Here is a 25,571-nt window from a genome sequence, read left to right as displayed (position 1 = left end):
AGAGAAGCTTGCCTTTACAAGGCAGAACGGCATCCGAGGACATCCGGCGGTGCCCGCAACCGCGTTCACACCGAGCGGCCACCAGAGCGGTTTCCGCGTCGGCCGTCAGCGACGGTCTCCCAGGAACCGAAGGCAGTTCCGGCCGAAGGAGTTAGCTGCCAACACGGCTGGTAGTCGAGTCGCCCGATGCCCTCGTCGTACACCATGCCGAGCCCTGCCAGCTTTGCGACGAGGGCAGACAGAGCATCACCGACGCCGGAGGCAGCCGCCAGTTGATCGTTTCGCCATACCTGGGTGCGTGGGCGTCCCTGGCCCCGGGCAAGGTACCCAGCATGTTGCCAAGCATGGCGTCTTGCGTGTCTGGCGACGGCAGGAACTGAGGTCCAGGTCGCGATAGGACCTCCATCACCTGAAGGTGCGGTCCCTCGATCTGACGAACGGCGTCGATCTGGTAGGCGGCGTCGTGAACCCGGTCGCGCTGTGCGGGCATAAGCAGGTGTGAGCGCAACGTACGAAGCGAGGGATGTTTCTTTGGGTGAGCGGGCCGGTCCTCGATCGGAGGGGCCTGCACCGGCGGAGCTCGCGGCACCGTCGCAGTTGGTGGGCGATGACGTGTTGTTGCGCGAGTCGGTCGAGTGTCCGGAGCGGTTCGCGACGCTGTTCGACCGGCATGCTGTGGCCGTTCACCGGTATCTGGCGCGCCGGGTCGGTAGCGCGGCTGACGACCTGCTGGCTGAGACGTTTCTGATTGCGTTCAGGCGGAGGTCGACTTATCGATCGCAGGGTGTTGATCCGCGGGCGTGGCTGTACGGCATCGCCACGAACGTGTTGCACCGACAGGCGCGGCAGGAGGAGCGCCGCTACCGCATGTTGGCCCGGTTGGCCGCCACCACCAGCGATGTGACGTCGAGCGACGACGAGGCCGTCGAGCGGGCGGACGCGCAGGCCCTGCGCCAGCAGTTGGCTGTGGCTCTGGCGCGGTTGAAGCGCGGGGACCGGGACGTGCTGTTGCTGACGGCGTGGGCCGGGTTGTCCTACGCCGAGATCGCTGCGGTGCTCGCCATACCTGTTGGCACGGTCCGGTCCCGGCTGAACCGGGCCCGACGCCTGACTCGTGAATCCCTTGGCTCGGCGATGATCAACGAGGAGTTGCTATGAACGATCTCGAATTGCTGCGCGAGCATGGTCCGGACGCGCCGCCGGTGTCTTCGGCGGCCTTGTCCAGTGCGCGTCACCGACTGATGGCCGAGATGGCCCCGGCCGCGCCGGTCCGCCGTCGGTGGGGCTGGAGCCGTGCGAGCTGGGCGCTTCAACATCGGCGGTTGGGCCTCGGCTTCGCCGTTGCTGTCGTGGTCGCTGCGGCGGCTGGCGGTTCATTCGTGTTGTCGGAGCATCGCGCGCCGGCGGGCCGGCCGCCGGGCGTGCAGCTCGTGGCGTTCGACGCGCCGGTGTTTCCCATCGGGTTGCGTCCTCGCCCCGCTGGCCTGGCGGCGCCGACCTTCAGTGGCGGTGTTGTCCGCGACGAGCAGGGCAGCGGCCGGCCGGTGATGACGGCGGTCTTCCGGGCGACTGATGGCGTCAGCGATGTCTACCTCGGCGTCGACGAGCGGTATGTGCCCCAGGACGCGCCTGAGCGGGTCCGGTCCGTCTCGTTGCAGGGCGTGCCCGGCTTCGTGGTCGAACATCATGCGCAGTCCGGCACATCGGTGGTGCTGAGTTGGCAGCGCCGGCCTGGCCAGTGGGTGACGCTGACCGGCCATGGGCGCTTCGGCAGTGAAGCGGCGGCGCGGGTGCTGGCCGCGACCGTGGCGGACGGTGCCCAGTCGGTGCCGTTGCAGGTGCGTCTCGCTCCAGCGGGTTGGCGGTTGGCGGCCTTCAAGGACAACAAGATCGTGACCCTGCGCGCCCCCGACTCCGGCGAGGAGCTCAGTGTCAATCTCGTCAAGGCTCCCGAGAGAAATCTGATGGGCCTCGTAGGTGGCGCGAAGCGGGTGAGCACGGTGCAGGTCAACGGCAGGGAAAGCGACCTAGTGCAGACGCTCAACGGGTGGTTCCTGCAGGTTCCGCTGCCCGACGGGACCGCCTTCCACCTTCAGGCACCAGCGATGTTGACTGGCGAACAGGTCGTGGCCGTCGGCGCCCAAGTCATCGTCACACCGCACGCTCGGTAAAGCGGCGGGGCCGTGACCTCGGCCACGGCCTCGCCTATCTGCACCCGACCTGATGGCCGCTGAGTCGCGGCAGCTCCTGCTATCGCAGACAGGCGCATCGGGGGTGGTGACGAGGTGGGATCGACGCCCACTGGAATCTAGGGACGGGCCAGGGTGCTCGCGGCAGGGGTCCCGGGAAGATCCGAGCGGTGATGTCGGTGCGTCAACCGCTGTCGCCTCTCGACCTGGGGGTGCCCAGCTGAATGACTGGTCGACGGCTGAGTCGTTCGGCTTCTTCGCGGCCAGGTGGTAGTGCGGTTCGGGTGGGTCGCTGGTTGGTGAGGGCTTGGTTGAGGATGTCGAAGCGGTAGGCCGGCGGCGTCGGTGAGTCGTGTTGGGTAGATGGCCGGTGGTGGGATCGGACGGTAGCGGTGGAAGCCGGCGGTGGTGGCGGTCAGGTCGGCGGCAGAGCTGGGTCATCCCGGGCTGGGTCACCCCTTCGGCGGCGCCGAGTTCGGAGAGCGGTGCGGGCCGAGTTCGTCCAGCCGGTACAGCGTCGAGGCCGCAGTCAGGCTGAGCCCTCCGGCGTGGTGAGCCGGCGGAACAGTCGGAGCAGGCGGTCGAAGCTGGCGACGCCGCGGGCCAGATCGCCGCCGCCGGCCCGGTCGCCTCCCGCCGCTGGCCCGGTGTCGGTGCCGGTGCCGGTGCCGGTAGATCCAGTGGTCACCGCACCTTTTACATCGGCTTATAGAAGTTTCTCATGGTTCGGCACGCACCCTCGCCGCCGGCCGGAACGCCGGCCCGGACGGGTACCTCGCCGGCGCCGGCCGGGCGCGTTGACCACTGATGGTGCAATTGACGCTGACGGATCCGTACCCGGGGAGGAATCTGATGGCTGACCACAGCGGGCTGCCGATCGCCGCGCTCCTGCTCGGGGGCCCGGAGGACGGACCTGGCGAGCTGGAACTCGGTGCCCGGCAGTTGGCCTTGGAACTGGCGCCGTACGGGGAACGGTTGCCCGCACCGAGCGAGGTCGCGCCGGACGGCACCCGTGCCGGCGAGATCGAGATGATCGGTGCCGTCGCGCTGGCCATCGAACCCGCTCTCCCGTCGATCATCGCGGTGCTGGAACTCCTCCTCGCCTGGGCCGGCCAGCGCCAGGGACGCGGCGTGCGGATCGTCGAGCCGGACGGCAGCGAACTCGACCTCACCGGCGTCTCCGCCGCCGACCAGCGCCACATCGCCCAGACCTGGCTCGACCGGAAACTTCCCCGGTGACGCGCAGACGCGCCATTCTGATCGCCTGTAACGAGTACGACGATCCCAAGCTGTCCCGCCTCCGGTCTCCGGCACACGACGTTCAGGTGCTGGCCCGGCTGCTCGGTGACCCGACGGTCGGCGCCTACGACGTACGGCTGCTGGTCAACCCGACCGAGCACGAGGCGCGGCTGGAGATCGCCCGACTGCTGCGGTCGGCCGGCCGGTCGGATCACCTGCTGCTCTTCTTCGCCTGCCACGGTCGACGCGACATTGACGGGCTGCTCTACCTCGCTCTCGCCGACACGGACGTCGACGACCTGCCGGCCACCGCGCTTCCCACGGAACTGATCAACCGACTGCTCAACCGCTCGGCCTGCCAGCGGATGGTCCTGCTGCTGGACTGCTGCTTCAGCGGAGCGGTGTCGCGGGTGTTGACCCACCAGGGCGACGCGGGCGTCCGCGGCGGGGACCTGTTCCCGGGCGAGGGAACCGGCCGCGCCGTCCTGACCGCCACCACCGCCCACGAGTACGCCTGGGAGCCGGCCGGCGAGCCGCTGCCGCTGACCGACAACCCTCGGCACTCCGTCTTCGCCGGTGCGGTGATCGAAGGGCTGCGCACCGGTGACGCCGACCTGGACGGTGACGGACTGGTATCCGCCGACGAGCTCTACCGGTACGTCAGGGACTCGGTCGCGGTGGCCGGCGGGCAGACGCCCCGCCGCTGGATGTACGGCGAGGGCGACCTCTACGTCGCCCGGAGCTCCCGGGGCCCGGCCCTGGCCACGGCGGCCGGCCGGACCGCGCCCCTGCCGCCGGCCGGGGTGGAGGTTCGGGACGGGCGCGGTGCCGACCGGTCGGACGGTCCGGTCCCGCCCCGCCAGCGGCCCGTCCCCTGGGCGGCGGAGCGCCTGCACTGGGGGGCGGGGTTGCCCGAGCCGGTGGAGCGGATGCTGAGAGGTTTGGCCGACCGTACGGGTTGGCTGGCCCTGCGGACGGGCGGCTGGGACGAGGCGACCACCCGGTTCGAGGCGGCGGTGCGCGTTGACGGGACGGCCGGTGCCTGGTGGGGACTCGGGATCAGCCACGCGATCGGCGGACGCTGGCGGGCCGCAGGCCACGCGTTCGCGGCGGCCGCCGGAGGGCTGCGGGAGGCCCCGCCCGACCATCCGGCGCCGACGGCCGCGCTGACCGCCGGGGCGCTGCTGCTCGCGGTCGTCACGCTGCGGGCGGGCGGCGACCAGCGCGCGGCCCAGGTGCTGACCGACTCCGTCGACGCGTTGCCGCTGTGCCCGCCGCTGCTGGTGCTCTCCGCAGCGTGGGCCGGTGACGGTGCGGCGCTGACCCGCGCGTTCCTGCTCGACCCGGAGATGGCGGTGGAGTGCGAGGCCGCAGGCATGGAGATCGGACCGGCCGTCCAGGAGGCCATCGCCTGCGGCGAGGCGCAGATCCGCCGGCTCGACGTCGCCCGCACCCGGCTGCGCGCCACCGACCCGGCCTGGTCCGGCGGTCCGGCCGGCGACGGCGGGCCCGAGGGAGTGTGGCGGTCGCCGCTGGCGCGGCTGCAGGAGGTCCGGCGGACCGTGGAGGTACGCCGAGACGAGCTGATCTCCCTGCTGCACGCCCGCCAGCTCGGCGTACGGGACGCGTTGCGCGCACCGGTGCCGGACGGGGGCGGAGCGGTGGTGGCGGACATCCGCAACGCCATTCACGCCGGTCACGAGGCGCTGCGGGCGACGGACCGGCCCGCACCGCTGGCTGCGGTCGGTATTCCACCGATCCGTCCGATGCGTTTGATTTAAGCTAATAGATTTCCCCTGTGCGAAGGGTTCTACCGCACGCGGTTGCTTCCGTACTATTTGTAGACCTGCCGCAATGGGTGGTTCTCGACATCGCATCGGAGGAGACATGGTCGATAGCGGTGTCCTCCGGCGCTGCCGAAGTGCGCTCGGGTGGCGGCGCCGGTGACCCTCGAATCCCACGACCACCGCCGGCTGGTCGACGCGATGCTCGCACTCACCGGTGCCGAGGTACGCACCCACCGCGACCGGTACGTACGGCAACTCGGCCACCTGATCGACGGCGAGCCGGTCTTCCGCCGCTCCGACGTGCCCTTCACCGACCTCTGGGGACTCGTCGCGGCCTGCGAGGAGGTGCCGGGGGCGCTCCGGCTGTTGCCCGAGGCGGTGGCGGCAGTGGACGGTGAGAGCCCGGAGCTGGACCGCTTCCGCGCACTCGTCGCCATCCACCTGCCGCCGGAGATCCTCACCGCCGACGAACGCGGCCGGATCGTCGAGCTGGCCGACGGCCTCGATCCGCCGGTGCTGCTGGACCTGTGCCGCGGCGCGGTGGCGCGGCTCGGTCTGCGGGTGCGCCCACCGGTCACCGACCTGGCGGCCGTACTCCGGGAGCTGGAGGACGCGATCTCCGACCCCGACGTACGCCCGCCGCTGGTCGCCTTCCTGGACGACCTTGCGGGCCGGGTCGCCCTACCGGCCCGCCGGATCGCCGGCCGCCTCGCCGACGAGGTCGCCCGGCGGATGGGGGTCCCGCCGGGTCCGGCGGCGGCCCCGCCGCCGGCCGGGTCGGCGGGCGGTCCCAGACCCTCGGACGGCGACCAGTACCGCTCCTACTTCGTGGTGCTGCTGGACGCGGACGGCATCGACGCCTCCCGGTACCTGTTCGAGGCCTGGTTGGTGACCCCGGGCGATCCCGGCCGGCTGCCGTGGCACTGGGAACGCGTCCCGGACGGGCCGGGGGATCGGTTCCGACTGGAGCAGATCCAGCTCAAGATCGATGAAGCGCTCACCGAACTGGCCAATCGCAGTACCGCCGAGATCGGTCAACTGACTGTCGAGTTCATCGTGCCCCGACCCCTGCTCGACTACGAGTTCGACCGGTGGCAGGTGGCGGCTCCGGGGCTCTACACGGCCCTCGGCGTGCACTACCCGGTGGTCGTCCGCGACCTCACCCGGATGCGCAACTCCCTGATGCGTCCCCGCTGGCGAACGCGGCACCGGCGGCTGCGCGAGCAGGGTTCCGCCGTGCAGGCCAGGGCGGTCGCCTTCGAGCGGCTCACCGAGCCGTACGTCGCGCAGCACCTGCACGCCCGACTGCTCGGCAACGACGACTACCCGGTCTGTCTCGTGCTGTTCGTCAGCGGCGCCGAACGGCACATCCAGGCGGCGATCGGCGCCGCGGTCACCGCCGGACTGCCGGTCGTCCTCTGGTGTCGCGATCGCGCGGCGGCGTCACGGTTCGATTCGTACATTCCCGAGGTGCTCATGGCGCGCAGCGTCGCAAACCTGCGGGAGCTGGTCTGGGAGCTGCGTCGCGACGCGGGCAGCGAGGGCGGCTCCTCCGAACACCTCGGTCTCCACCTCACCCTGCTGTGGGACGAGATCGACCGGGTGCCACCGGCCGACGCCCTCAGCGCGCCGGTCTAGGAAGGGACGACAGCGTGTTGGATTCACCACCGCAGCCGGAGGACTCCGCCACGGGCGACGGCGAGGACTGGCGGATCTACCTCGGCACCGGACGGCCGCACAGCGGCATCGAGCGGCTCCCCGAGCCGCCCCGGTGGCGGCGGTTCGGCGGCGGGCCACTGATCACCTCCGCGCTGCCGGAGGACCGGCAGGGCGCCGAGCGGGCCCGCGGCTACCAGATCACCGACGAGGCGATCGAGATGGTGAACGCCGCGCTCTACCTGCGCCGCCCGCTCCTGGTGACGGGCAAGCCGGGCACCGGAAAGTCCACCCTCGCCTACAGCGTCGCGTACGAGCTGGGCCTCGGGCCGGTGCTCTACTGGCCGGTGACCAGCCGCTCCACCGTGGACGACGGCCTCTACCGCTATGACGCGATCGGCCGGCTCCAGGAGACGAACCTCTTCCAGTCCACCGGGCGGACCGAGGAGATACCGGACATCGGCCGCTACCTGACGCTCGGCCCGCTGGGCACGGCACTCCTGCCCTGGGCACGTCCCCGGGTGGTGTTGATCGACGAGCTGGACAAGAGCGACCTGGGGCTCCCCAACGACCTGCTCAACGTCTTCGAGGAGGGCCGGTTCGAGATCCCGGAACTGGCCCGGCTGCCGGAGGACCAGAGCCTGGCGGAGGTGATGACCAGCGACGGCACCCTGCGGGCACCGGTACGGCGCGGCCAGGTCCGCTGCGCCGCCTTCCCGGTCGTCGTCATCACCAGCAACGCCGAGCGGGAGTTCCCACCTGCCTTCCTGCGCCGCTGCCTGCGACTGGACATCCAGCCCCCGGACGAGCAGGCCCTGGCCCAGATCATCACCTCGATGCTCGGCGAGGAGGCGGTGGCCGCCAGCGCCGACCTGATCACGCACTTCCTCGACCTGCGCGACCGGGGTGCGGTGGCCACGGACCAGTTGCTGAACGCGATCTTCCTGGTCACCTCCGGGGCGCGACCGCCCGAGTCGACCCGCGCCCGGCTGCGGGCGAACCTGATCCGGGACCTCGAAGCGGCCGGCACCCTATGATCGATCGGCTGGTCACCGCCCTCGGCGGCGCTCCCTCGGCCCTGACGGCCGAGGAGTACGCCGAGGCGATCTGGCTGGCCCGCTTCCTGCCCCGCCAGCCGGGACCGCCCCGGGCCGGGCCGGCCGCGACGGCGAGCGACGCGCCACCGGGGGCGCCACCTGAGCCACCGGCGTCGCCGCCGTCCACCCCCCCGGCCCGGCAGCCCGCCCGGCCGGAGACGCCCGCGGTGACCGAGGCGGAGCCGTCCGCCAGGCTCTACCTGCCGCCGCCCGCCAACGGGCCCCGCGACCCGTCCTCGCTGCCGGTACGCACTCCCGGGGTGCCCGCCCTGCCGCACGCCCGGGAGATCGCCCGGGCGCTGGCCCCGCTGCGCCGGTCCGTACCCGCCCGGAACGCCGTGCGGCTCGACGAGGCGGAGACGGCCCGCCGGTCGGCTGAGGCCCGGATGCTCCAACCGTGCCTCACCCCGGTCACCGAGCCGTGGCTGGATCTCGTACTGCTGGTCGACGGCAGCCCATCGATGGTGGTCTGGGAGGCGACGGCGACCGAGATCCGGACCCTCGCCGACCGGATGCGGGTGCACACGTTCCGGCGCATCCAGGTGTGGTACCTGCGGCCGGACGCCAAGGGCCACCGGCCGATCCTGACCTCCGACGGCGGCAGCACCGCGCGGGACCCGCGCGAGCTGGTCGACCCGGAGGGCCGGCAGTTGACGATGGTGTTGAGCGACTGCACCGGCGCCATCTGGGACGCTCCCGAGCTGCGACGGTGGCTCGCGATCTGGGGCCGTTCCGGTCCGGTCGCCGTGGTCCAGCCGCTGCCGCAGCGGCTGTGGCACCGCTGCCGCCCGACGCTGCACCCCATGCTGGTCCGGCCGACCCGGCCTGCGGCACCGGCGGCGCAACTGCACCCCCGCCTGCGTGACGAGGTGCCGGACCACCTTCCGCGCGGTGCGGTCGCGATACCGGTGCTGGAACTGGCACCGCGATGGTTCGCCGCCGGGGCCGCCCTGGTCAGTGGCCGCACCCTCGGCCCGGTCGCGGCGGTCGCGCTGCTGACCACCGACCCTCGTCCGCTGCTCGTCGACCCGCTGCGGGAGCCTCCGTCGCCTGAGCCGCTGGACCTGACGCCGGCCCAGCGGGTCGCCCGGTTCCGGGCGATGGCCTCGGACGAGGCCCGTCAACTCGCCGAGTTTCTTGCCGCTGCACCGCTGACACTGCCGGTGATGCGCCTGGTGCAGCGCCTCATGCTGCCACGCTCACAGCCGCAGGACCTCGCCGAGGTCTACCTGAGCGGGCTGCTGCGCCACGCGGCGAGCTGGGCCGAGGACACGCCGGTCGAACAGGCCCGCTACGAGTTCCTTCCCGGCGTACGGCAGGAACTACTCTCCGGACTGCGGGTCGGTGAGGCGCTGCGGATCCTCGACGTCGTTTCCCGCTACGTCAACGAGCACATGGGCGCGGCTCTGGACTTTCCGGCGCTGCTCGCCGGACAGGTCTCGGACCGGCTGGCGACCCGACTGGGCCGCCCGTTCGCCGAGGTGGCCTACACGGTGCTGCGCAGCCTGGGAGGCCGGTACTCGGAACTCGCGCGGCGGCTGGCTCCGGTCGCCCTCGGCCCGCCAGCCACGCCAACGCAGCGGACCGACCGGCGGCTACCGATCGCGGCGACACCCGAAGAGGGGGACGACATGACCGCACAGACCGCTCCAGGAGATCGGGGCCGTTCCAGCGTCGGGGAGCAGCCGGCGGTGTTCGGGAACGTGCCGCCCCGCAACCCCGACTTCACCGGGCGGGAAGAACTGCTCAACGTGCTGCGCCAGCGGTTGACCGACAACGTCACCGCGGTGCTGCCGCACACCGTGCACGGCCTTGGCGGAGTCGGCAAGAGCCAGCTCGCCGTCGAGTACGTCTACAAGTACGCCAGCGACTACGACCTGATCTGGTGGGTTCCGGCCGAACAACCGACCCGGATCCGGGAGTCGCTCGTCGCCCTGGCCCGCAAGCTCGATCTGGTCAGCGACGACGTTGACGTGTCGCAGGCCCTGGAGACCGTGTACGACGCATTGCGCACCGGACGGCCGTACGGCCGGTGGCTGCTGGTCTTCGACAACGCGACCCGGGCCGAGGACCTGATGCCGTTTCTCAGCAACCCCGGCGGGCATGTGCTCATCACCTCCCGCAACCACAACTGGGCCGGGGTGGCGGACAGCATCGAGGTGGATGTCTTCACCCGTCAGGAGAGCATCGAGCTGATCCGGCGGCGGCTGCCGGAGCTGGACGACGAGGACACCGACCGGCTGGCGGAGCAGCTAGGGGACCTGCCGCTGGCCCTGGAGCAGGCGGCGGCCTGGATGCTGGCGACCGGCACCCCGATCGACGAGTACCTCGGCCAGTTGGAAAAACGGGTCGGCCTGTTGCTGCGGGAGAGTTCACCCGCGTCGTACTCGACACCGGTGGTGATCACCTGGGGGCTGGCATTCGATCAGCTGGCCGAGCAGACCCCCGCCGCGTTGCAGTTGCTGGAGCTGTGCGCCTTCCTCGGTTCGGAGCCCATCTCGATCAGACTGCTGCCGATGGGTCGCTACGCCGGGCTGCCCAGCCTGCTCGACGCCACCGTCCGGGACGACATCCAGTTGCGCCGGGCGGTGCGGGACATCGGCAAGTACGGCCTGGCGAAGGTGGACGCGACCCGCAACAGCATCCAGATCCACCGCCTGGTGCAGGCGATCCTGCGGGACCGGCTCACCCCGGCCGACCGGGAGACCTACCGCACCGCCGTGCAGAAGCTCCTCGCCGCCGCGAACCCCGGTGATCCGACGGAGGACCAGGAGATCTGGCCCCGGCACGCGGAACTCAACCCGCACGTGCTGGCCTCCGGGGCGATCGACGGCGAGTCCGACGACATCCGCAAGGTGGTGCTCGACCAGATCCGCTACCTCTACGTCAGCGGCGACTACGAGAGCAGCCGCGAGCTCGGCTCGATCGCGTACCGCCGGTGGCTGGAGAAGCTGGGGGCGGCCAACGAGCAGACCATTATCACCGCCCGGTTCCTCGCCAACGCGCTGCGCTCCGCCGGCAATCCGCAGGAGGCGAGGCGGTTGAACGAACGGACGTACGAGATCGCCCGCGACACGCTCGGGTCCGACCACGAACACACGTTGGCGCTGGCCAACAGCTTCGGGGCGGACCTGAGGCTGTTCGGCGAGTGGCAGCGGGCCCGCGAACTGGACGAGGGGCTGCTCGAGGCGCACCGCAGGGTGTTCGGTGAGGACGCCCCGGACACCCTGCGCTGTGCGAACAACCTCGCCGTCGATTACCGATTGCTCGGCGACTTCGAGCGGGCGCGGCGCACAGACGAGGACAACTGGGCGCGCTACCGGCGGGTGCTGGGAGACACGAACCCGTACACCCTGTTCACGGCCACCCTGCTCTCCCGGGATCTGGACGGGCTGGGCCGCTACCACGAGGCGCTGCGGTTGCAGCGGCAGTGGCTGCCGCTGCACCGGCGGAGCCTGCGGCCGGACCACTCGAACGTGCTGCGGGCGACCCGGCTGCACGCGGTCACGCTCCGCAAGATCGGTCTCTACAGCGAAGCGCTGACGGTGGCTCGTGAGGTGTACTCGCTGTGCCTGCGCCGGTTCCGGGAGAACCACGCCGACACGATCTCGGCGGCGATGACGCTGTTCAACATCCTGCCCCGCACCGAGCAGGAGCGGGTGGCCCGGGCCCGGGCCCTAGCCGAGGCCCGGGTGCTGGGTGAGGAGACGCTGACCGGCTACCGGCGGGTCCTGGGCGACGAACACCCCTTCACGTACGTCTGCATGGCGAACCTGGCGATCGTGTTCCGCCTACTCGGGGACTACACAGAAGGGCGCCGGCTCGACGAGCGGGCGGTCGCCGGACTCCGTGCCGGGCTCGGGATGGAGCACCCGTACACCCTCTGTGCGATGATCAACCTCGCCAACGATCTCGCTGCCAGCCGGGACCATGCCGGAGCGGCTTCGCTACTGCGGGAGACCCTGGCGGCGGCCCGGCAGGTGAACGGCCAGGATCACCCGGAGACGTTGATCTGCGCCGCGAACCTCTCGATCGAGCTGTCGGCGCTCGGCGACCGGCCGGCCGCCCGGGAGCTGCGCGACGCGGCCATCGCCGGGTACGAGCGGACCGTCGGCCTGGACCACCCGGACGCGGCCGAACTGCTGGCCAGCCATCGGGTGTCGATCCCGATCGACCCGCCTCCGACGTGAGCGCCGGCGGGTCCGGGAGGACGGCGGCTAGGCCCGGGCGGCGAGCGGGGCGCCCGCCGCCGGGCTGACCGCCTCGGGCGCCTCGGCCACGAGGGGGCGCAGCCAGCGGGTCAACCGGAGCGGGTCCGGTGCGTCGGCACCGCGACGCCTGATCTCGCGGTGCAGCGCGGCGACAAGTTCCGGCATCTGGTGCAGCGCGGCGGTCTCCCCGTCCGCGCCGTCGCCGCTCAGCTCGGTGAGGATCGCCAGACCGACCCAGGACCGTGGCTCGTCCGGCTGGTCGAGGATCTGGCGGAGGTAGGCGGCGCGGGCGGTCGCGTGGTCGCCGAGGATCTGCGCGATGTCGCCGGCGGACGCCTGTGGTACCTGCGTGGTCACCTGGGCCGGGTCGGTGCAGAGCTGGTCGAAGCCCTCCGGATCTGCCATCTGGAGTCCGGCCAGGTCGAATCGGACGTTGTGGGTCGAGGTCCAGCCGACGTCGTGGGTCAGCACGGCGGAGATCGGCCCGGGTGAGGCCGCCGCCCCGGCCAGCCAGTCGTCCGCCAGCCGGCGCACCCGGTGCGGATCCGGCATCCGGTTGCGCAGGCGCCAGCCGAGCCGGTGTTCGGCGGTGACCTGCCGGGCCAGCGAGGCCGCAGCCGGGGAGACGGGTTCCGCGAGCCAGCGGCGCTGCCGTTCGGTCAGCGTGGCGAGGAACCGCCGGCCCTCCTCGGTCAGGTTCGGGACCCCGTGCAGCAGCTCGGTGGTCTGCCAGACCATGGAGCGCCAGCGGGCGAATTCGAAGTCGGCGAACCGGGCGGCGGCGTCGCGCTGGACGTGCCGTTGCACCCGCCAGAAGTCGGTGACCCCGAAGAAGGCGTAGACACCGTGCAACAGCCCGCCGAGCGGCCGGGGATCGTCGCGCCACGGGGCGTAGTGCCGAGGTTCTGAATCGGCGTGGTGCAGCGGGATCAGGTCGAGCAGCGCCCCGAGTTTGGCGTGCTGCCACTCGTGTACCAGCGCCGCCGCCAGGGCGAGTGGATCGGTAGGTGGGGTCAGGGACACGGCGCCGAACGACTCCATGGCGGTCGCGTTGACGCCGTAACTCTCCTCGGGGGCGACCAGCGGGACGATCGTGGTGAGTCCCGCGGCGATCCCCTCGGCGTAGCTGGGGTGTGACCGCACGAGCACCGGCCACGCCTCGTCGAGGGCCGCCTGCCACCCGGCCAGCTCGGGGTCGGAGAGCCGGCCCGCCGCCCGGAGTTGGTGGACGTCGCGCCACGGGTCGAGGTCGTCGATGATCAGCCGCAGCGTGCGGCCGGCGGCCTGGGCCGCGATCGCGCGCAGGCCGGACCAGCCGGGCGCGTCCGCCGACGGGTCGGTGGGTACCAGGACCGGGCCGATCCGCAGCCGGCCGTCCTCGGCGGTGACGGTGACGCTGCCGGTCCCCGACTCGGCGCGTCCGTACGTCGGCAGCATGACCTGGCCGTCGGTGCTGGACAGCTCGATCGTGAAGTCCAGCCCGGCCCGGGCCGCCGCGGCCGCGGCGATCTCGCCCAGCCGGCCGACGTCGCGGGAGGCCGCGACGGTGCCGACGGTGGTGCCGGAGCGGCGACTGCGGGGCGGCACCGTGGCGGGGCCGGCCCGCAGGCGCCGGAGTGTGACCGTCAGCCAGGAGCCGACGTGCGGAGCGAGCAGTACCTCGTCGACGGCCTCCGGCCGGTGGGCCTGGGCGCGGACGAGCAGTTCCAGCGAGGCCTCGGTGGCCGGGGACGGGTCGGCGTCCAGCAGTGCCCGCAGCAGGAACAGCCGCCGGCTGAGCTGGCCGCGGCGGAGCCGGGCGATCGTCTCGGCGTCGCCGTGGCCCGCGGCGAGCTGGCTGAAGGACTGGGCGGGAAGTCGGATCACGTCGGTCACGCGCGTTGCCTCATCACTCGGGCGACATCGGCCTGTACGCGGCCGGCGATGTGGTCGATCAGATATCGCAGGTCGGCGCAGTAGACCGAGGGATTGCGGAATCCTGAGCCCTTACGGTATCGGTGCGGATAGTACCCTCCACCACAGACCGGATGAATCGAACAATCAAGACACGCCGGAGCGAGTGCCTTCGCGCCGATCTGTCGGGCGATGACGGCCGGGTGCCGCAGGGCGGCGTCCAACGGGTGATCGGCCAGGGTGAGGCCGGTGGCCGGGGCGCCCTCGTAGGCGGAGCGCAGCGTGTCGACCTGTTCGAGCGACCCGTCGACGTCGATGACGATCACACCGACGGGGCTCAGTCCGATCTGCTCCGACCTGCTGTGGCCGCCCAGTACGCCCACGGCGATCTCTTCGAAGAGGCGGAGGCGGGTCTCCCGCCGGGGCGCGTCGTACCACCGGTCGAAGACGGCGACGAGCCACTCTCCGTACCGGGTGCTGGTGTCGGGCGGACGGCCCGGCGGTGGCTCGCTCCAGTTGCCGTGCGGCAGCAGGAAGTCCAGGGCCGGGGGCTGGTACGCCAGCAGCGTCTCGTAGGTCTCGACCGGATCGTTGCGCAGGTCGATGACGCTGAGTATGCCGGCGAACAGGTCGGACTGCTCGCGCAACAGCCGCAGCGCGCGGTCGACGGCGGGGAAGCTGCTCCGGCCGCCGAGGTGCCGGCGGTGTCGGTCGTTGGCCACCCGGCCGCCGTCCACGCTGACCCCGACCCGCAGGCCGGCGGCGCGCAGCAGGCGCAGGCGTTGCTCGGTCAGGCGGGTGCCGTTGGTCTGCACGGTGAACTGTGCCGCCGTCCCGGGCGACAGCGCCGCACGCAGCGTGCTGACCACCCGCTGCAACGTGGCGGGTGGAGCGAGAAGCGGCTCGCCGCCGTGCAGGATGACCCGGATCGTCGACAGGCGGTGGTCGCGGGCGTGTTCGGCGATGCGCCGGGTCGCCAGGTCGACGACCTCGTCGGGCATGAAGACCGTCCGGCCCCGCCAAGAACGGTCGGCCAGCTCGTACATGTAGCAGTAGTCGCAGGCGAGGTCGCACCGACTGTGCAGCTTGACGACAAAGTCGTGGAACGGGGTGGGCCGCCAACCGGCCGGTGCGATGTCGAGCGGTGACTCGCCGAGCGGCCACTCGGACGCCGGAGGAAGTGACGGTGGCGCGGTGGTGACCACGACGGGGTTCAGATCGCGGAGGTGAAACCAGCGACGGGGTCCTGTGGTCGGTCCAACTCGTCGAGAATCCGCTCCAGGCAGTGCACGAAAGCGCCCTGCCTCGCCTCCCGGAGTTCGGCGAGGCTGATCTTGCTCACATCCAATTGGTGAGACACATAATCATCGACCGTGGTTTCCATCGGTTCCTCTATAGGACAATCGCACGCTAGTGATCCTGACCGGCTCCGAACGCGGCAGCTGGAGACGGAGCAAATTACCTAAACTAGCCCAAGATACCAGTGGATGCCGGACAGCCGGGTCAGTCTACGGCCGACGCCCCGCCCCGGACAGTCCATAGCCGGCGCGCGCACCGTGAGCTGTCCGATTTCTAGCAATGGTCGCGGAAGTCGTGGCGCCGCGCCCGCCGCCATCCGGCGGATCGCCCGCGGCAAACCTCCGCCACCGCGCCCGCTCGTGACGCCGTTGTTCGAGACGACCGCTGGAAAGCCAGCCATCGTGGCAGATCACGCAATCCGAGCCGCTGACGGCCAAGGTCAGGCAGGCGGATCTGCCGCCGAGCGGCCGCGCTGGCTAGGCCTGATCCTCGCTAAACGGCTCGTCGCTCCACCGCCACCACGCCTCGTTGCCATCGATGTGAAGTAGGAACTCAGGAACCTCCTGGCCGTCCGGGTACCGAAGCGTCACGGTGTTCCGAACTGCCTCGTATGCGCGCTCCCAGGACTCCGCGTCCTCATCAACGCCATCGAGCAGCCGCAGTTCCTCGGCGAAGAGCGTCCGGACCTCCGCAAGCCCTTCCCTCGGGTCCACACGAGCATTTGGCCACGGAAAGTCACCACCGGTCACCACGAGACCAGCGAGTACCCGGCCGTCGTCGCGCCGATGCAGCGTCCAAGTGCCGCCGTGATGATCGCTCACGATGACGACCCTAAGGGACGTCTCGTAACCCTGGCGTCTGTCTGTTGAGGATGGTCGGCAGGATGCCTGGGTGCAGGCGAGCACCGCAGCCCACCCTGAGTGGGCTTCCCGTTCACCGGGCTGCAGCCCGCCCCGTTCCGCACGCTGGTCCGACTGGTCGCCGAGCGTGGCGGTGACGGCATCGCCGACGGCCGCGTGCTGACGTGCCCTCCGCCGCCGCGCGTTCCAGCTCGCGCACGACCCGGTCCGGAGCCGACATCGGCAGCGTCGACATCGCACGCAGCCGACGCGGGTGGCGACTCACGGCCTCGGCGGCCGTCTCGTTCGCGATGCGGCTGAGCCGCACCGCGTCGTCGGGCGGCAGCGACTGAGTGCCGGCGGTGTCAGCGCGAGCACCGATACCGCACGTTGCTGTACCGGTGCGTCGGTTTAGTAGCCTCCCTGGTCCCGCCGTCCACAATTGAGGTCGTGGTGACGAAGGCCTCCGGCTGTGGAGTGGAGCTGTCCAGGAACCGCTCCGGCAACCAGGAGGCCTTCGTGTCCCACGCTGACGCCGCTTTGACTCAGCTTGAGGGGCCGGCAGCCGCCCCACCGAGGGTCACCTTGAGGATCTTCTCGTTGCTGTTGTTCGGGGTGCTGTCCTTGTCCCCGCCGGTGCTCGTGGTCAGCCACAGGTTGCCGTCGACGGTCGGTTCGACGGTGCGCAGCCGGAAGTACGTCCCGACGAAGTACTGCTGGACGTTGGTGAGCGTGTCGCCGCTGATCTCCGCTCGGTACATCCGGTTGCCACGCAGGCAGGCGATATAGAGCACGTCCCGGACGATCGCGATGCCGCTGCACGAGGCCTCGGCCACCGGGTACGTCCGGATCGGGGCCCTGAAGTTCGGGTTGGCGCAGTCGCCGGAGGTGCCCTCGCAGGCGGGCCAGCCGTAGTTGCCGCCCTTGACGATTATGTTGGTCTCGTCCACGACGTTGTTGCCGAACTCCTGCTCGAAGAGCCGCCCCTGGGAGTCGAAGGCGAGTCCTTGCGGGTTGCGGTGGCCGTAGCTCCACACGTAGTTGCCGAAGGGGTTGTCCGCCGGCACGGTGCCGTCGGGGTTGAGCCGCAGTACCTTGCCGCCCAGGTTGTTGGTGTCCTGGGCCAGGTCCGGGTTCTGTCCGTCGCCGGCGGCGGCGTAGAGCTTGCCGTCGGGGCCGAAGCGCAGCCGGCCGCCGTTGTGGTACTTGTTGCGCGGGATTCCCGTGACGAGCACCTGCTTGGTGCCTGTTTGCAGCGTGCCGTCGTAGCGGATGCGCACGATCCGGTTGTCGGTCGTGGTGGTGTGGTAGATGTACAGCCAGCGGTCGGTGGTGAAGTTGGCCGACACGGCCAGCCCGAGCACGCCGCCCTCGCCGTTGGTGCCTGCCACGTTCGGCACGGTGCCGATGCTGTGCTTGTCGGTGCCGTCCGGGTTCATGGCGACGATGTCGAACAGGTCGCGCCGGCCGTAGAGGACGGTGCCGTCGGGCAGTTGCACCAGGCCCCAGGGAAGGTCCTTCTCGGTGGTGATCACCGTGGCGCCGCAGACCGGGCTCGTGCAGCCTGAGCCGGTGTGCGCGGTGACCGCGGCGCTCGCCCCCGAGACATTGCCCTGGGCGTCCCGGGCGGTCACGGTGTACCGGTAGTCGGTGTCGGGCGTCAACCCGGTGTCGGTGAACGTGGTCGCCGGCGGGTTGCCGGCAGTGCCGGTGGTGGAGCCGACCGCCGTACCGTTGCGCAGGATCGTGTAGCCGGTGACCGCGACGTTGTCGGTGGAGGCCGACCAGTTGAGGGTGACGGCCGTGCCGTTGACCGTCGCGGCCAGGTTGGTCGGCGTGCTGGGCGGAGACGTGTCCTGCTGGCAGAACGGCGGGGTGACCGAGAGCGTGGAGCTGGCCTGCGAGACGTTGCCGGCGGCGTCGCGGGCGTTGACGTACCAGCCCCAGGTGACACCCTGCACGACGCTGAGCGTGGCGGTCAGCGTCCGTCCCGAGACAGAGGTGACGAGCTGGCCGTCGTGGTAGATGTCGTAGAAGGCGACGCCGACGTTGTCCCGGGAGGCATACCAGGAAAGCGTGACGGACTGGCAGGTCAGCCGGCTGCTGCGCAGGCCGGTCGGCCGGGTGGGCGGGCTGGTGTCGGCGGCGAGCCAGGCCGCTTGCCGGCTCCCGGTCGCCGGTGCGGCCGCCGCGGCGTTGGCGGGTACGCCGCTCAGGACGGTGCCGGCGCAGACCAGCAGGGCGAGCGGGACGCGGTGTCGGAGCTGGTGAGGACTAATCCGCAAGGGTGCTTTCCTTCCCGGGGTTCTTGGTCAGTACGGGTAGCCGGGGACATTGAGCCGCACGCTGTACAGGCCCGAGTCGTTCGTTCGGCCGGAGGTGATGTAGAGGGTCTGCCGGTCGGGTCCGCCGAACGCCACGTTGGTGGTGCCGGTGCCGCCGGAGCGGATCGTGCCGAGCTGCGCGCCGGCGGGCGAGTAGACGTGGATCAGCCCGTCCGAGCCGGAGGCCCAGTACACGTTGCCGGCGCAGTCGATGGTGACCCCGTCGGGACCGCCGAGGTAGTTCACGAAGACGCTGCGGGCGCCGGTGCTGCCGTCGGGCTGGACGACGTACTTGTAGATCTTGTTCTCGGAGTAGGCACCCACGTAGAGCGTGCTGCCGTCCGGGGAGAGCGCGATGCCGTTGGGTTGCCGCAGCCGGTCGTCCACCAGCGACACCTGGCCGCCAGAGACGCGGAAGACACTTGTACGTCCGCTCATCTGGTCGGGTCGGTTGCCGCGCTGGAAGTTGGGGTCGGTGAAGTAGACGACGCCGTCGGAACGGACTGTGACGTCGTTGGGTGAGTTGAACGCCCGGCCCTGGTAGTCGGCGGCGACGGTGCTGCGGGCCTGGTCGCTCAGCCGGTATGCGGAGACGTTCCGCTGGTCGTGGGTGGCGGCGACGATCTGCTGGGCGTCGGGGCTGAGCGCCAGGCCGTTGCTGCCGGCGTTGGCGCTGAAGGTGTCGAAAGTCGCCGGCGGGGTGAACCGGCGGATCGTGGAGGGCTGCACGTTGTTCGGCCCGGCGCCCGCGGCCATGTCGGACATCAGCAGGTAGCCGCCGTCGGCGATCCAGACCGGTCCTTCGAGGAACGAGAACCCGCTCTGGATCTTCGTCGCGGACACGGAGCTGGCCGGCAGAGGCGGGCCGTACCCGGTGCCACCCGGGCAGACCCCGGGGGGCGCGCCGGGTGGGCCGGCGAGCAGGTTGGTGTGAACGTTCACATCAGCGGCGTCCCGAGGTGCCGGGGGCGCGGGTGCGGCACCGGCGGGGCCTGGTGCGGTGGTGAGCGCCAGGCACAGGCCGGTGAGTGCGGCGATGGTTGGACGCCAGGTCATCGGGTACTCCAATCGGAGTCGGTGAATTCGAGGCCCGTGGTTGCCTGGACTGACCTCGGCCGCCAACACCTCTTATCGATCACTATCGATGTGTATATCACGCAGCTTAGGCGAGGAAGCGGCGCCTCGCATCAGTTCCCCACGATCACCTTTGGTGCATGCCCGGAAGGCGCCGATGACCTGGCCGGTGGAGTCGAGCCAATCAGGTTCGGCGTTGTCTACAGAGCGATGCGGTTGACGACCGATCGCTGGACCGGACCGGTGTACTCGGTGAGGCCGAAGCGGCGATGCCCATCCGTGGGATGAACGGTGACGGCGACAACGCTCTCGTCTTCGAATCGCAGCGTGAAGACGGGGTCGAGTTCGCACAGGAATGCAAACGCCTCGCGGTCTTCGTCGCTGTCGCTGACCAGGCGACCATTCGCCTCCCAGCCGCCGGTGGCGGCGGCGATCACGACGACCACCTCGACGCTGTCGAGCAGAGTGGACGAGTTCGCCCACCAGTCCAGCCAGCAGCGGTCCTCGAAGCGATCCATGCCGTCATCCTTTACAGCGAGAGGTGCAGATGATGGACGAGCATGCCGGTAAGCAGGAAGGGCTGTCCGCGGAAGAAGTCACGAGCCGCACCAGGTGGTTTGAGCAGTACGTCGAGGCGTTGAACCAGCGATCTGTAGTGGCTGAAGCGGGTGGCGAACCGTACGCGTGTCCCTGCTGTCGGCACCCGACGCTTGAGGGGCGAGGTCAGTTCGAGATTTGCTTCGCCTGCGGCTGGGAGGACGACGGGCAGGATGACGAAGACGCTGACACGGTGCGAGGCGGCCCCAACGGTTCGCTCAGTCTGACGGATGCCCGGCGAGCCTACGCCGAACGGCCGGTCAGCCTGGCAGATGCGCGGCGTGCCTATGCCAGACGACAAGCCCGTTGGGAAGAGCGCAGACGCCGATCGGCGCCCGAGGCAACTTGACGTGATTGGACCGCACGCCGGTCGCATCCAGCTAGGGCGGGTCGTCGGTGAGGGTGTACCGGCGCACACGGACGGGCCCGCCTTCTGGGCCGGTCCACGTGGCGGTGGTCGTGTGGGTGTGCCGCCAGCCGGTGCGCTCGTAGAGGGCGATGGCGAGGGCTGAACGCTCGTGGTCAACGATCTCCAGGACAAGCGGCTATGGTGCGGCCGTGCCGGATGCCGAGACCGTCGCCGTTCTACTTCGCCCGCTCCTAGGGCGACGCCTGCGTGCGGTGACCGAGGCGCGGCATTGGTACGACGAGGGACCAGTGACGGGGACTGCCGGCCTGCTGCATTTCTGGCTGCACTTCGAGGGAATGCCAGCCATCATGGCCCATGGCTGCGGTGACCTGCTGAAGCTCACCGAGGAAGAGCCCTACTCGTCGTACGACATGCAGGAGTACGGACGAACCGTGGTCGGACCGGTCCAACCCACCGACGTGCTCGGCGAGGTGGTCGGGCAATGCCTCGTCGATGTGGGCCTTGTCCAGGGATACGGCACGGTTCCGGCTGTCGGCGGAACCATGCTCTGCTTCGAGCGGGCCGAGCTGCTCGTTGCGACCTTGGCTGACGAGTGGATCTGCCAACCGGGGCGGATCCCGGAGAGGCTCCGGCAGTACCTGTCGGTCAGCGGTTGGGTGGGCGCCCCCGGCCCCACTGCCGAAGGGCAGTGACCTGGACGTCCGCTCGTTACCGCCAACCAGCATCCCTACCCGCCATACAGAGTGCGTGCAATGATCTTGATTGGTGTGCGACGGAGTCGACCCGCAGGACCAGGTCACGGTCCTGCTCGCCAACCTGCCTCAGTCTCCTTCCTAAACCGTTTGCGACAGCAGCGGTAACAGCTACCGGCCGGGACGAGGGCAGCCACCAGCGGCCGAGCACGTACAGCCCCGCCCGAGGTCGCAAACGTGGACGGACCCTTCAGGACGGAGCGCCCAGAACTTGCAAGGAGAGGCCGAAGTGGCTGCCAGACGCAGTGAGTCTGCGGGCGTCTCAGGGGTTATGAGGGGGCCTGGGGGTCGGTAGCGTTGGGCGTGATTTGCGCCGATGGGTCGGTGGTGCATTCCCGCGCTACGCGAGGAGGTTCCGGGTGGATGCCTTGCCGGAGTTGACGTTCGGGCAGCGGTTGAAGGTCTACCGCGAGCGGTCCGGAAAGACTCGCGCAGTGCTTGGTGGGTTGGTGGGACGCAGCGCCGAGTGGGTCAAGGCAGTGGAGACGGATCGGATCCTGCCGCCGCGCATTCACATGCTGGACCGCATCGCGCGTGCCCTCAAGGTCGACGTGTCTGCCCTGGCCGGAGAGCTGAGCGACCGTTCGGCCATGGTCCACGGGCCGGAGCATCCGGCGCTGGCGTCGGTCCGGGATGCTGTGAACCGCTTTGCGATCTCCGGTGACGTCCCCGTCGAGTCGTTGCCCAGCCTCCGGGGCCGGCTTGCGGCCGCGTGGCGTGCGCGTCATCAGGCGTCGGATCACCGGACGGTGCTGGGCGGGCTGTTGCCGGGGCTGCTGCGAGACGTGCAGCATGCCGCGTTGGCGTACGAGGGCGCCGAGCGTCGGCAGGCGCAGGCGTTGTTGGCGGAGACGCTCGGGTTGGCGCAGATGTTCATCGCCTACCAGCCTGCTGCGGAGCTGCTGTGGCGTGTGGCGGACCGGGCGATGGTGGCGGCGCAAGAGTCCGGTGATCCCGAGGCGATCGCCGGCGCGGGGTGGTTCCTGTGCCAGGTGCATCGGGACGCCGGGGATTGGGACACGGCCATGGCGGTGACGCTGGACGTGCTGTCGGCTCTGGAGTCGCGGACGGCTGATGGAAGCATGAATTTGCTGGCGCTGTGGGGGGCGCTGAACTTCGAGGCCGCGTACACGGCCGCTCGTGCCGGCGAGGACGGGCGCGCCTGGCGGTACTGGGATCGCGCGGACCGGGTGGCGCAGCGCCTGCCACAGGGCTTCTACCAGCCGCAGACGTCGTTTTCCCGGGTCATCATGGGTGCTCATGCGGTGACCGTGGCCGTGGAGTTGCAGAAGTCGGGTGAGGCGGTTCGGCAGGCACGCCGCCACGATTCGGCGGCGATTCCGTCGAGGCCACGACGGGCACGGCATCTCATCGAGGTCGCGCGGGCGCACCACGGCAAGGACGACAAGGAAACGGCCGTAGCAACCCTCCAGCAGGCGTACGAGTCGGCGCCGGAGACGATCCGTTTCAACGGGTACGCCCGACAGATCACCCTGGACCTGCTCGACGGTCCACGGTCTACCCGCGATGATGCCCGTGACCTCGCGGTGAAGGTTGGTCTGGTCTCGTGATCTAGGGGGTAGGAACCTTACCCATCCGGCACTGCGGCTGTACGTAGCGTCGCCCTCACGGGATGCGGCGGGCGGTGCGGCAGTCGCCTGGTCGCCGCGTCCCCCTCATTAGAGGGTGGTGATGCCGCTCTCCTGAACGACGAGGGAGGGCGCGTGCGGCGCGTCTCGTACGACGAGTACCTCTCGGCCACCGCGTTGACCTTTGCCCGACGGCATCGGCCGGTGTGGTCGTGGCAGCTCTGGCGGCACATCTGCCGCTGCGGAGCCGACCTGCCCTGCCGTGGCCGGCACCGGATTCCGATCAATCGGGGCCACTGGCCGCAGGTCGGCGAGCAGTGAACGCCGGCCAGGAGCAGACGATTCTCGCGGTGCACGTCCGAGGGCTGGACGGCATGTGTGTTGGTTGCCGGGCGTGGTGGGCGCGGCTCACGCCGTACCCGTGCTGGCAGGTGGAGTGGGCGACCAGCCGGCAGGCCCGCGCGAGCGTGGCCCGGTTTCTCGGCGGTGTGTGGTGACCAGCCACGGTCCGGTCCTGCCGACCTGGAGCTGCGGCGGTTGCGACCTACCCTGGCCATGCCGGACCCGCAGGCGGGAGCTGCGTGCGGAGTACGCCGACGCTCCGATGTCGCTGGCCCTCTACCTCGGTGCTTATCTCGTCCAAGCCGCCGAGGACATGCCTTGGGCGCCGGCCGGCGCGCTGCATCGCCGCTTCATTGGCTGGACCAGGCGACTGCCGCGGGTGACCAGCTCGGTGGCGTAGGGAGTGCCGCAGATCATGGAAGCGGAGACCCCCGGCGCCATGCAAGTAGGGAGAGGCGGGGCACGACGGAGCAAATCTCTGGACGGTTCGGCCGTCCGTCTGCCACCCTAGGCCGTGTTGATCTACAAGATCCTCTTGCCTGCCGAGTGGGCTGAGTTCGAGTCCGTCGGGCGTTTCGACGGCTCGCCGTTTGACCGCAGCAGCGGCTTCGTCCACTGCTCCTCACGCAAGCAGGTGGGTGCCACGGCCCTGCGGGTGTTTGGGCAGGAGTCGGCGCTTGTGGTCGTCGCTCTCGACACACAGCTACTTGGAGAGCCCGTGCGCTGGGAGGACGCCCCCAACGGCGGGCCCTTTCCGCACGTATATTCAGCTCTGCCTCTCAGCGCTGTGGTCGCCGTGTACCGGGTGGCTGAGGCGTCGTCGGTAGACGGGGCGCTACCTCAGGGCTAGGTCCGTACAGCCACCGTACGGCCAAGCCGGGCGACGGGCACGGTCGAAGGCCAACGGCAGCCGACAAGGCGAGCAGTTCAGCGGCAGTTACCGACGCTGGCCGACAGCAGGCTTGGTCTTTTGCAAGATCAGGGCCATGTCAGCAGGAAGTCAGCAAGACGAGGCGCACTACCCAATGGCGGGCGACCCACGACGGCCTCCGGCCAGCAGCCGATGACACGGGACGACATTGGCCGAGCCTCGACCAGTAGGTAGATCGACGTTCACACCGAAGAGGTCGCTGGTTCGGTGCCAGCATCGCCCACGCAGGTCGAAGGCCACTTCGCGGATTTGGAGGTGGCCTTTCTGCTGCCGTACACCAGCTGAGTACCGCAACCATTGTCGTTTTGTGCGGGTGCTACCGGGAGGGTGGTGAACGTGGCCGACGTGCTGAGGATCCAGGACCTTCGCGCGGTGTCCGGAAGGCTGCTGGACGCAGTGGAGGAGCGGTTCGGAGCGGAGCTCGACGTGTCCCGCGCCGGTGTCGACCTTTACTGGAACGTCGACCTGCGGACCGCGTTCGAGGTGAGTAACGACCCGGCAGCGGGGATCGACGTCGGGCAGACCAGCGACGACCTTTCCGAACTGCGTGCGCTGTTGCGCGGCCCGGCGGACAGCATGCCGGTGCTCTGGCACGACCTTCAACACCTCGCCGGAGTCCTACGGCTGTTGGCCTATCTCGACCTGCCAGGTGCTGGAGAGGGTCAGAGCTGAAGCCAGCGGATGCGACCGGTATCCGCGCAGCCTGGGCCAGGCCACGGTCAGCTCCTCAAGGATGAGGGCCTCGGATCCTGGAGAAGACCACCGCGTCAGCGCGACGGCCCGGAAAAGACAGGAAGCTGCGCAGCACACCTTCCTGCTCGAAGGCGGCCGCGGTGAGAACCCGCCGGGACGCCTCGTTGTCCGGCTCCACCCACGCCTCCACCCGCTCCATGCCCGCGATGTCCAACGCCCATGACGACACCATGCTCACGGCACGAGTGGTGATTCCTCGCCCCCGCGCCGACGGGATGAGCCAGTAGCCGAGACCAGCCACTTCCGGCTGCGGCCGAAGCATGAGCACGATTGAACCGAGCGCTTGATCAGTCACCGCATCAGCAATCGCAAGCGAGACGCCCTCACCGTTGGCGACTCGACTCCACTGCCGAGCGATGAACGCCCGTCCTGCGTCGACCGAGAACACTCCCGGAACCGTCGTGGCCTCGACAATTCGAGGATCCTGGGCTGCGGCCCGTACACAGTCCAGATCGTCCTCCCGCCACCGGCGAAGACGAACAGGCCCATCGACAAGATCAACAGCAGGGTACGTCAACGGCACCGAACCAAGCTATGCCACAAGCCGCCCTCGGTAGTCCCCGCCGACGCCGCCGGTCTGCGGGGGGCGGTTGTGCGGCATGACAAGGCAGGCGCCGATCAAGGTGCAG

At 70.1% G+C, this 25,571-nt stretch carries 21 protein-coding genes and 3 pseudogenes; 14 read left to right on the top strand and 10 right to left on the bottom strand.

Going from position 1 to position 25,571, the window contains the following annotated elements; genetic code table 11:
* Positions 1-600 precede the first annotated feature (600 nt).
* Together ACLQ23_RS10075 and ACLQ23_RS10070 are read left to right on the top strand one after the other, a co-directional pair.
* Complete coding sequence (locus ACLQ23_RS10075; protein ID WP_355596411.1) at positions 601-1,158, top strand: RNA polymerase sigma factor; 558 nt, start codon at positions 601-603, stop codon at positions 1,156-1,158.
* A complete protein-coding gene (locus ACLQ23_RS10070; RefSeq protein ID WP_425880575.1) occupies positions 1,155-2,171 on the top strand; it encodes a hypothetical protein in 1,017 nt (338 codons plus the stop codon). The genes ACLQ23_RS10075 and ACLQ23_RS10070 overlap by 4 nt, the downstream gene beginning before the upstream one ends.
* A gap of 547 nt (positions 2,172-2,718) precedes the next feature.
* Here ACLQ23_RS10070 and ACLQ23_RS10065 read toward each other — a convergent pair.
* Positions 2,719-2,877, bottom strand: coding sequence for a hypothetical protein (locus tag ACLQ23_RS10065; protein ID WP_425735430.1), 159 nt, complete (start codon positions 2,875-2,877; stop codon positions 2,719-2,721).
* Between the two features lie 164 nt (positions 2,878-3,041).
* Between ACLQ23_RS10065 and ACLQ23_RS10060 the strand changes: the two genes are divergently transcribed.
* The 5 genes from ACLQ23_RS10060 to fxsT all read left to right on the top strand — a co-directional run bounded on the left by ACLQ23_RS10060 (position 3,042) and on the right by fxsT (position 12,158).
* Positions 3,042-3,428 (top strand): hypothetical protein, encoded by a 387-nt coding sequence (locus tag ACLQ23_RS10060; protein WP_355596405.1) that lies wholly within the window; start codon positions 3,042-3,044, stop codon positions 3,426-3,428.
* A complete protein-coding gene (locus ACLQ23_RS10055; RefSeq protein WP_425880574.1) occupies positions 3,425-5,209 on the top strand; it encodes a caspase family protein in 1,785 nt (594 codons plus the stop codon). The genes ACLQ23_RS10060 and ACLQ23_RS10055 overlap by 4 nt, the downstream gene beginning before the upstream one ends.
* Positions 5,210-5,371: 162 nt before the next feature.
* Positions 5,372-6,853 carry an effector-associated domain 2-containing protein gene (locus tag ACLQ23_RS10050; protein WP_355596402.1) on the top strand — a complete coding sequence of 494 codons (1,482 nt, stop codon included), beginning with the start codon at positions 5,372-5,374 and terminating at the stop codon, positions 6,851-6,853.
* A gap of 14 nt (positions 6,854-6,867) precedes the next feature.
* Positions 6,868-7,908 carry an AAA family ATPase gene (locus ACLQ23_RS10045; protein ID WP_355596400.1) on the top strand — a complete coding sequence of 347 codons (1,041 nt, stop codon included), beginning with the start codon at positions 6,868-6,870 and terminating at the stop codon, positions 7,906-7,908.
* The gene (gene fxsT, locus ACLQ23_RS10040; RefSeq protein WP_425735431.1) at positions 7,905-12,158 is read left to right on the top strand and encodes an FxSxx-COOH system tetratricopeptide repeat protein; all 4,254 of its coding nucleotides are present in this window, start codon (positions 7,905-7,907) and stop codon (positions 12,156-12,158) included. Before ACLQ23_RS10045 ends, fxsT begins: the two co-directional genes overlap by 4 nt.
* Before the next feature lie 27 nt (positions 12,159-12,185).
* On the opposite strand, the gene ACLQ23_RS10035 is transcribed toward fxsT, so the two are convergent.
* The 4 genes from ACLQ23_RS10035 to ACLQ23_RS10020 form a co-directional block, all read right to left on the bottom strand.
* Positions 12,186-14,054: an HEXXH motif domain-containing protein gene (locus ACLQ23_RS10035; protein ID WP_355596396.1), complete on the bottom strand. Its 1,869-nt coding sequence runs from the start codon at positions 14,052-14,054 to the stop codon at positions 12,186-12,188.
* Positions 14,051-15,277, bottom strand: a complete 1,227-nt coding sequence (locus ACLQ23_RS10030; RefSeq protein ID WP_425880573.1) for an FxsB family cyclophane-forming radical SAM/SPASM peptide maturase — start codon at positions 15,275-15,277, stop codon at positions 14,051-14,053. The genes ACLQ23_RS10035 and ACLQ23_RS10030 overlap by 4 nt, the downstream gene beginning before the upstream one ends.
* 8 nt (positions 15,278-15,285) lie before the next feature.
* Positions 15,286-15,414, bottom strand: coding sequence for an FxSxx-COOH cyclophane-containing RiPP peptide (gene fxsA / locus ACLQ23_RS10025; protein ID WP_231639982.1), 129 nt, complete (start codon positions 15,412-15,414; stop codon positions 15,286-15,288).
* Positions 15,415-15,847: 433 nt separating this feature from the next.
* Positions 15,848-16,192, bottom strand: coding sequence for a hypothetical protein (locus ACLQ23_RS10020; RefSeq protein ID WP_425880572.1), 345 nt, complete (start codon positions 16,190-16,192; stop codon positions 15,848-15,850).
* A gap of 70 nt (positions 16,193-16,262) precedes the next feature.
* On the opposite strand from ACLQ23_RS10020, the pseudogene ACLQ23_RS10015 reads away from it, so the two are divergent.
* A pseudogene (locus tag ACLQ23_RS10015) lies at positions 16,263-16,387 on the top strand (IS5/IS1182 family transposase); the annotation flags it as partial.
* A gap of 368 nt (positions 16,388-16,755) precedes the next feature.
* On the opposite strand, the gene ACLQ23_RS10010 reads toward ACLQ23_RS10015, so the two are convergent.
* The 3 genes from ACLQ23_RS10010 to ACLQ23_RS10000 all read right to left on the bottom strand — a co-directional run bounded on the left by ACLQ23_RS10010 (position 16,756) and on the right by ACLQ23_RS10000 (position 20,126).
* Entirely contained in the window at positions 16,756-18,495 is a 1,740-nt protein-coding gene (locus tag ACLQ23_RS10010; RefSeq protein WP_425880571.1) for a PQQ-dependent sugar dehydrogenase, read from the bottom strand.
* Between the two features lie 27 nt (positions 18,496-18,522).
* Positions 18,523-19,590 carry an SMP-30/gluconolactonase/LRE family protein gene (locus ACLQ23_RS10005; protein WP_425735434.1) on the bottom strand — a complete coding sequence of 356 codons (1,068 nt, stop codon included), beginning with the start codon at positions 19,588-19,590 and terminating at the stop codon, positions 18,523-18,525.
* A 218-nt stretch (positions 19,591-19,808) separates the two neighbouring features.
* Positions 19,809-20,126, bottom strand: coding sequence for a hypothetical protein (locus ACLQ23_RS10000; protein ID WP_425880570.1), 318 nt, complete (start codon positions 20,124-20,126; stop codon positions 19,809-19,811).
* A gap of 32 nt (positions 20,127-20,158) precedes the next feature.
* On the opposite strand from ACLQ23_RS10000, the gene ACLQ23_RS09995 reads away from it, so the two are divergent.
* Complete coding sequence (locus tag ACLQ23_RS09995; protein ID WP_355596382.1) at positions 20,159-20,554, top strand: CPCC family cysteine-rich protein; 396 nt, start codon at positions 20,159-20,161, stop codon at positions 20,552-20,554.
* Between the two features lie 31 nt (positions 20,555-20,585).
* Here ACLQ23_RS09995 and ACLQ23_RS09990 read toward each other — a convergent pair.
* Positions 20,586-20,747, bottom strand: a pseudogene (locus ACLQ23_RS09990) (GNAT family N-acetyltransferase); the annotation flags it as partial.
* A 16-nt stretch (positions 20,748-20,763) separates the two neighbouring features.
* Here ACLQ23_RS09990 and ACLQ23_RS09985 point away from each other — a divergent pair.
* The 5 genes and pseudogenes from ACLQ23_RS09985 (at position 20,764) to ACLQ23_RS09965 (ending at position 24,861) form a co-directional block, all read left to right on the top strand.
* The gene (locus ACLQ23_RS09985) at positions 20,764-21,267 is read left to right on the top strand and encodes a hypothetical protein (RefSeq protein WP_425735435.1); all 504 of its coding nucleotides are present in this window, start codon (positions 20,764-20,766) and stop codon (positions 21,265-21,267) included.
* A gap of 419 nt (positions 21,268-21,686) precedes the next feature.
* Positions 21,687-22,898, top strand: a complete 1,212-nt coding sequence (locus tag ACLQ23_RS09980; RefSeq protein ID WP_425735436.1) for a helix-turn-helix domain-containing protein — start codon at positions 21,687-21,689, stop codon at positions 22,896-22,898.
* A 149-nt stretch (positions 22,899-23,047) separates the two neighbouring features.
* A pseudogene (locus ACLQ23_RS09975) lies at positions 23,048-23,413 on the top strand (hypothetical protein); the annotation flags it as partial.
* A gap of 359 nt (positions 23,414-23,772) precedes the next feature.
* On the top strand, positions 23,773-24,108 hold the full coding sequence (locus ACLQ23_RS09970) for a DUF952 domain-containing protein (RefSeq protein WP_355596374.1): 336 nt from the start codon (positions 23,773-23,775) through the stop codon (positions 24,106-24,108).
* A gap of 417 nt (positions 24,109-24,525) precedes the next feature.
* A complete protein-coding gene (locus ACLQ23_RS09965; RefSeq protein ID WP_425880569.1) occupies positions 24,526-24,861 on the top strand; it encodes a hypothetical protein in 336 nt (111 codons plus the stop codon).
* A gap of 55 nt (positions 24,862-24,916) precedes the next feature.
* Here the strand turns inward: ACLQ23_RS09965 and ACLQ23_RS09960 are convergent, their stop codons facing one another.
* The gene (locus ACLQ23_RS09960) at positions 24,917-25,465 is read right to left on the bottom strand and encodes a GNAT family N-acetyltransferase (RefSeq protein WP_425880568.1); all 549 of its coding nucleotides are present in this window, start codon (positions 25,463-25,465) and stop codon (positions 24,917-24,919) included.
* Positions 25,466-25,571: the final 106 nt, after the last annotated feature.

Origin of the sequence: Micromonospora sp. DT41 (assembly GCF_049841715.1) — a bacterium.
GTDB lineage: Bacteria > Actinomycetota > Actinomycetes > Mycobacteriales > Micromonosporaceae > Micromonospora > Micromonospora profundi.
The sequence above is the reverse complement of the archived record's forward strand: the minus strand, read 5'-3'. Positions and strand labels throughout refer to the sequence as shown.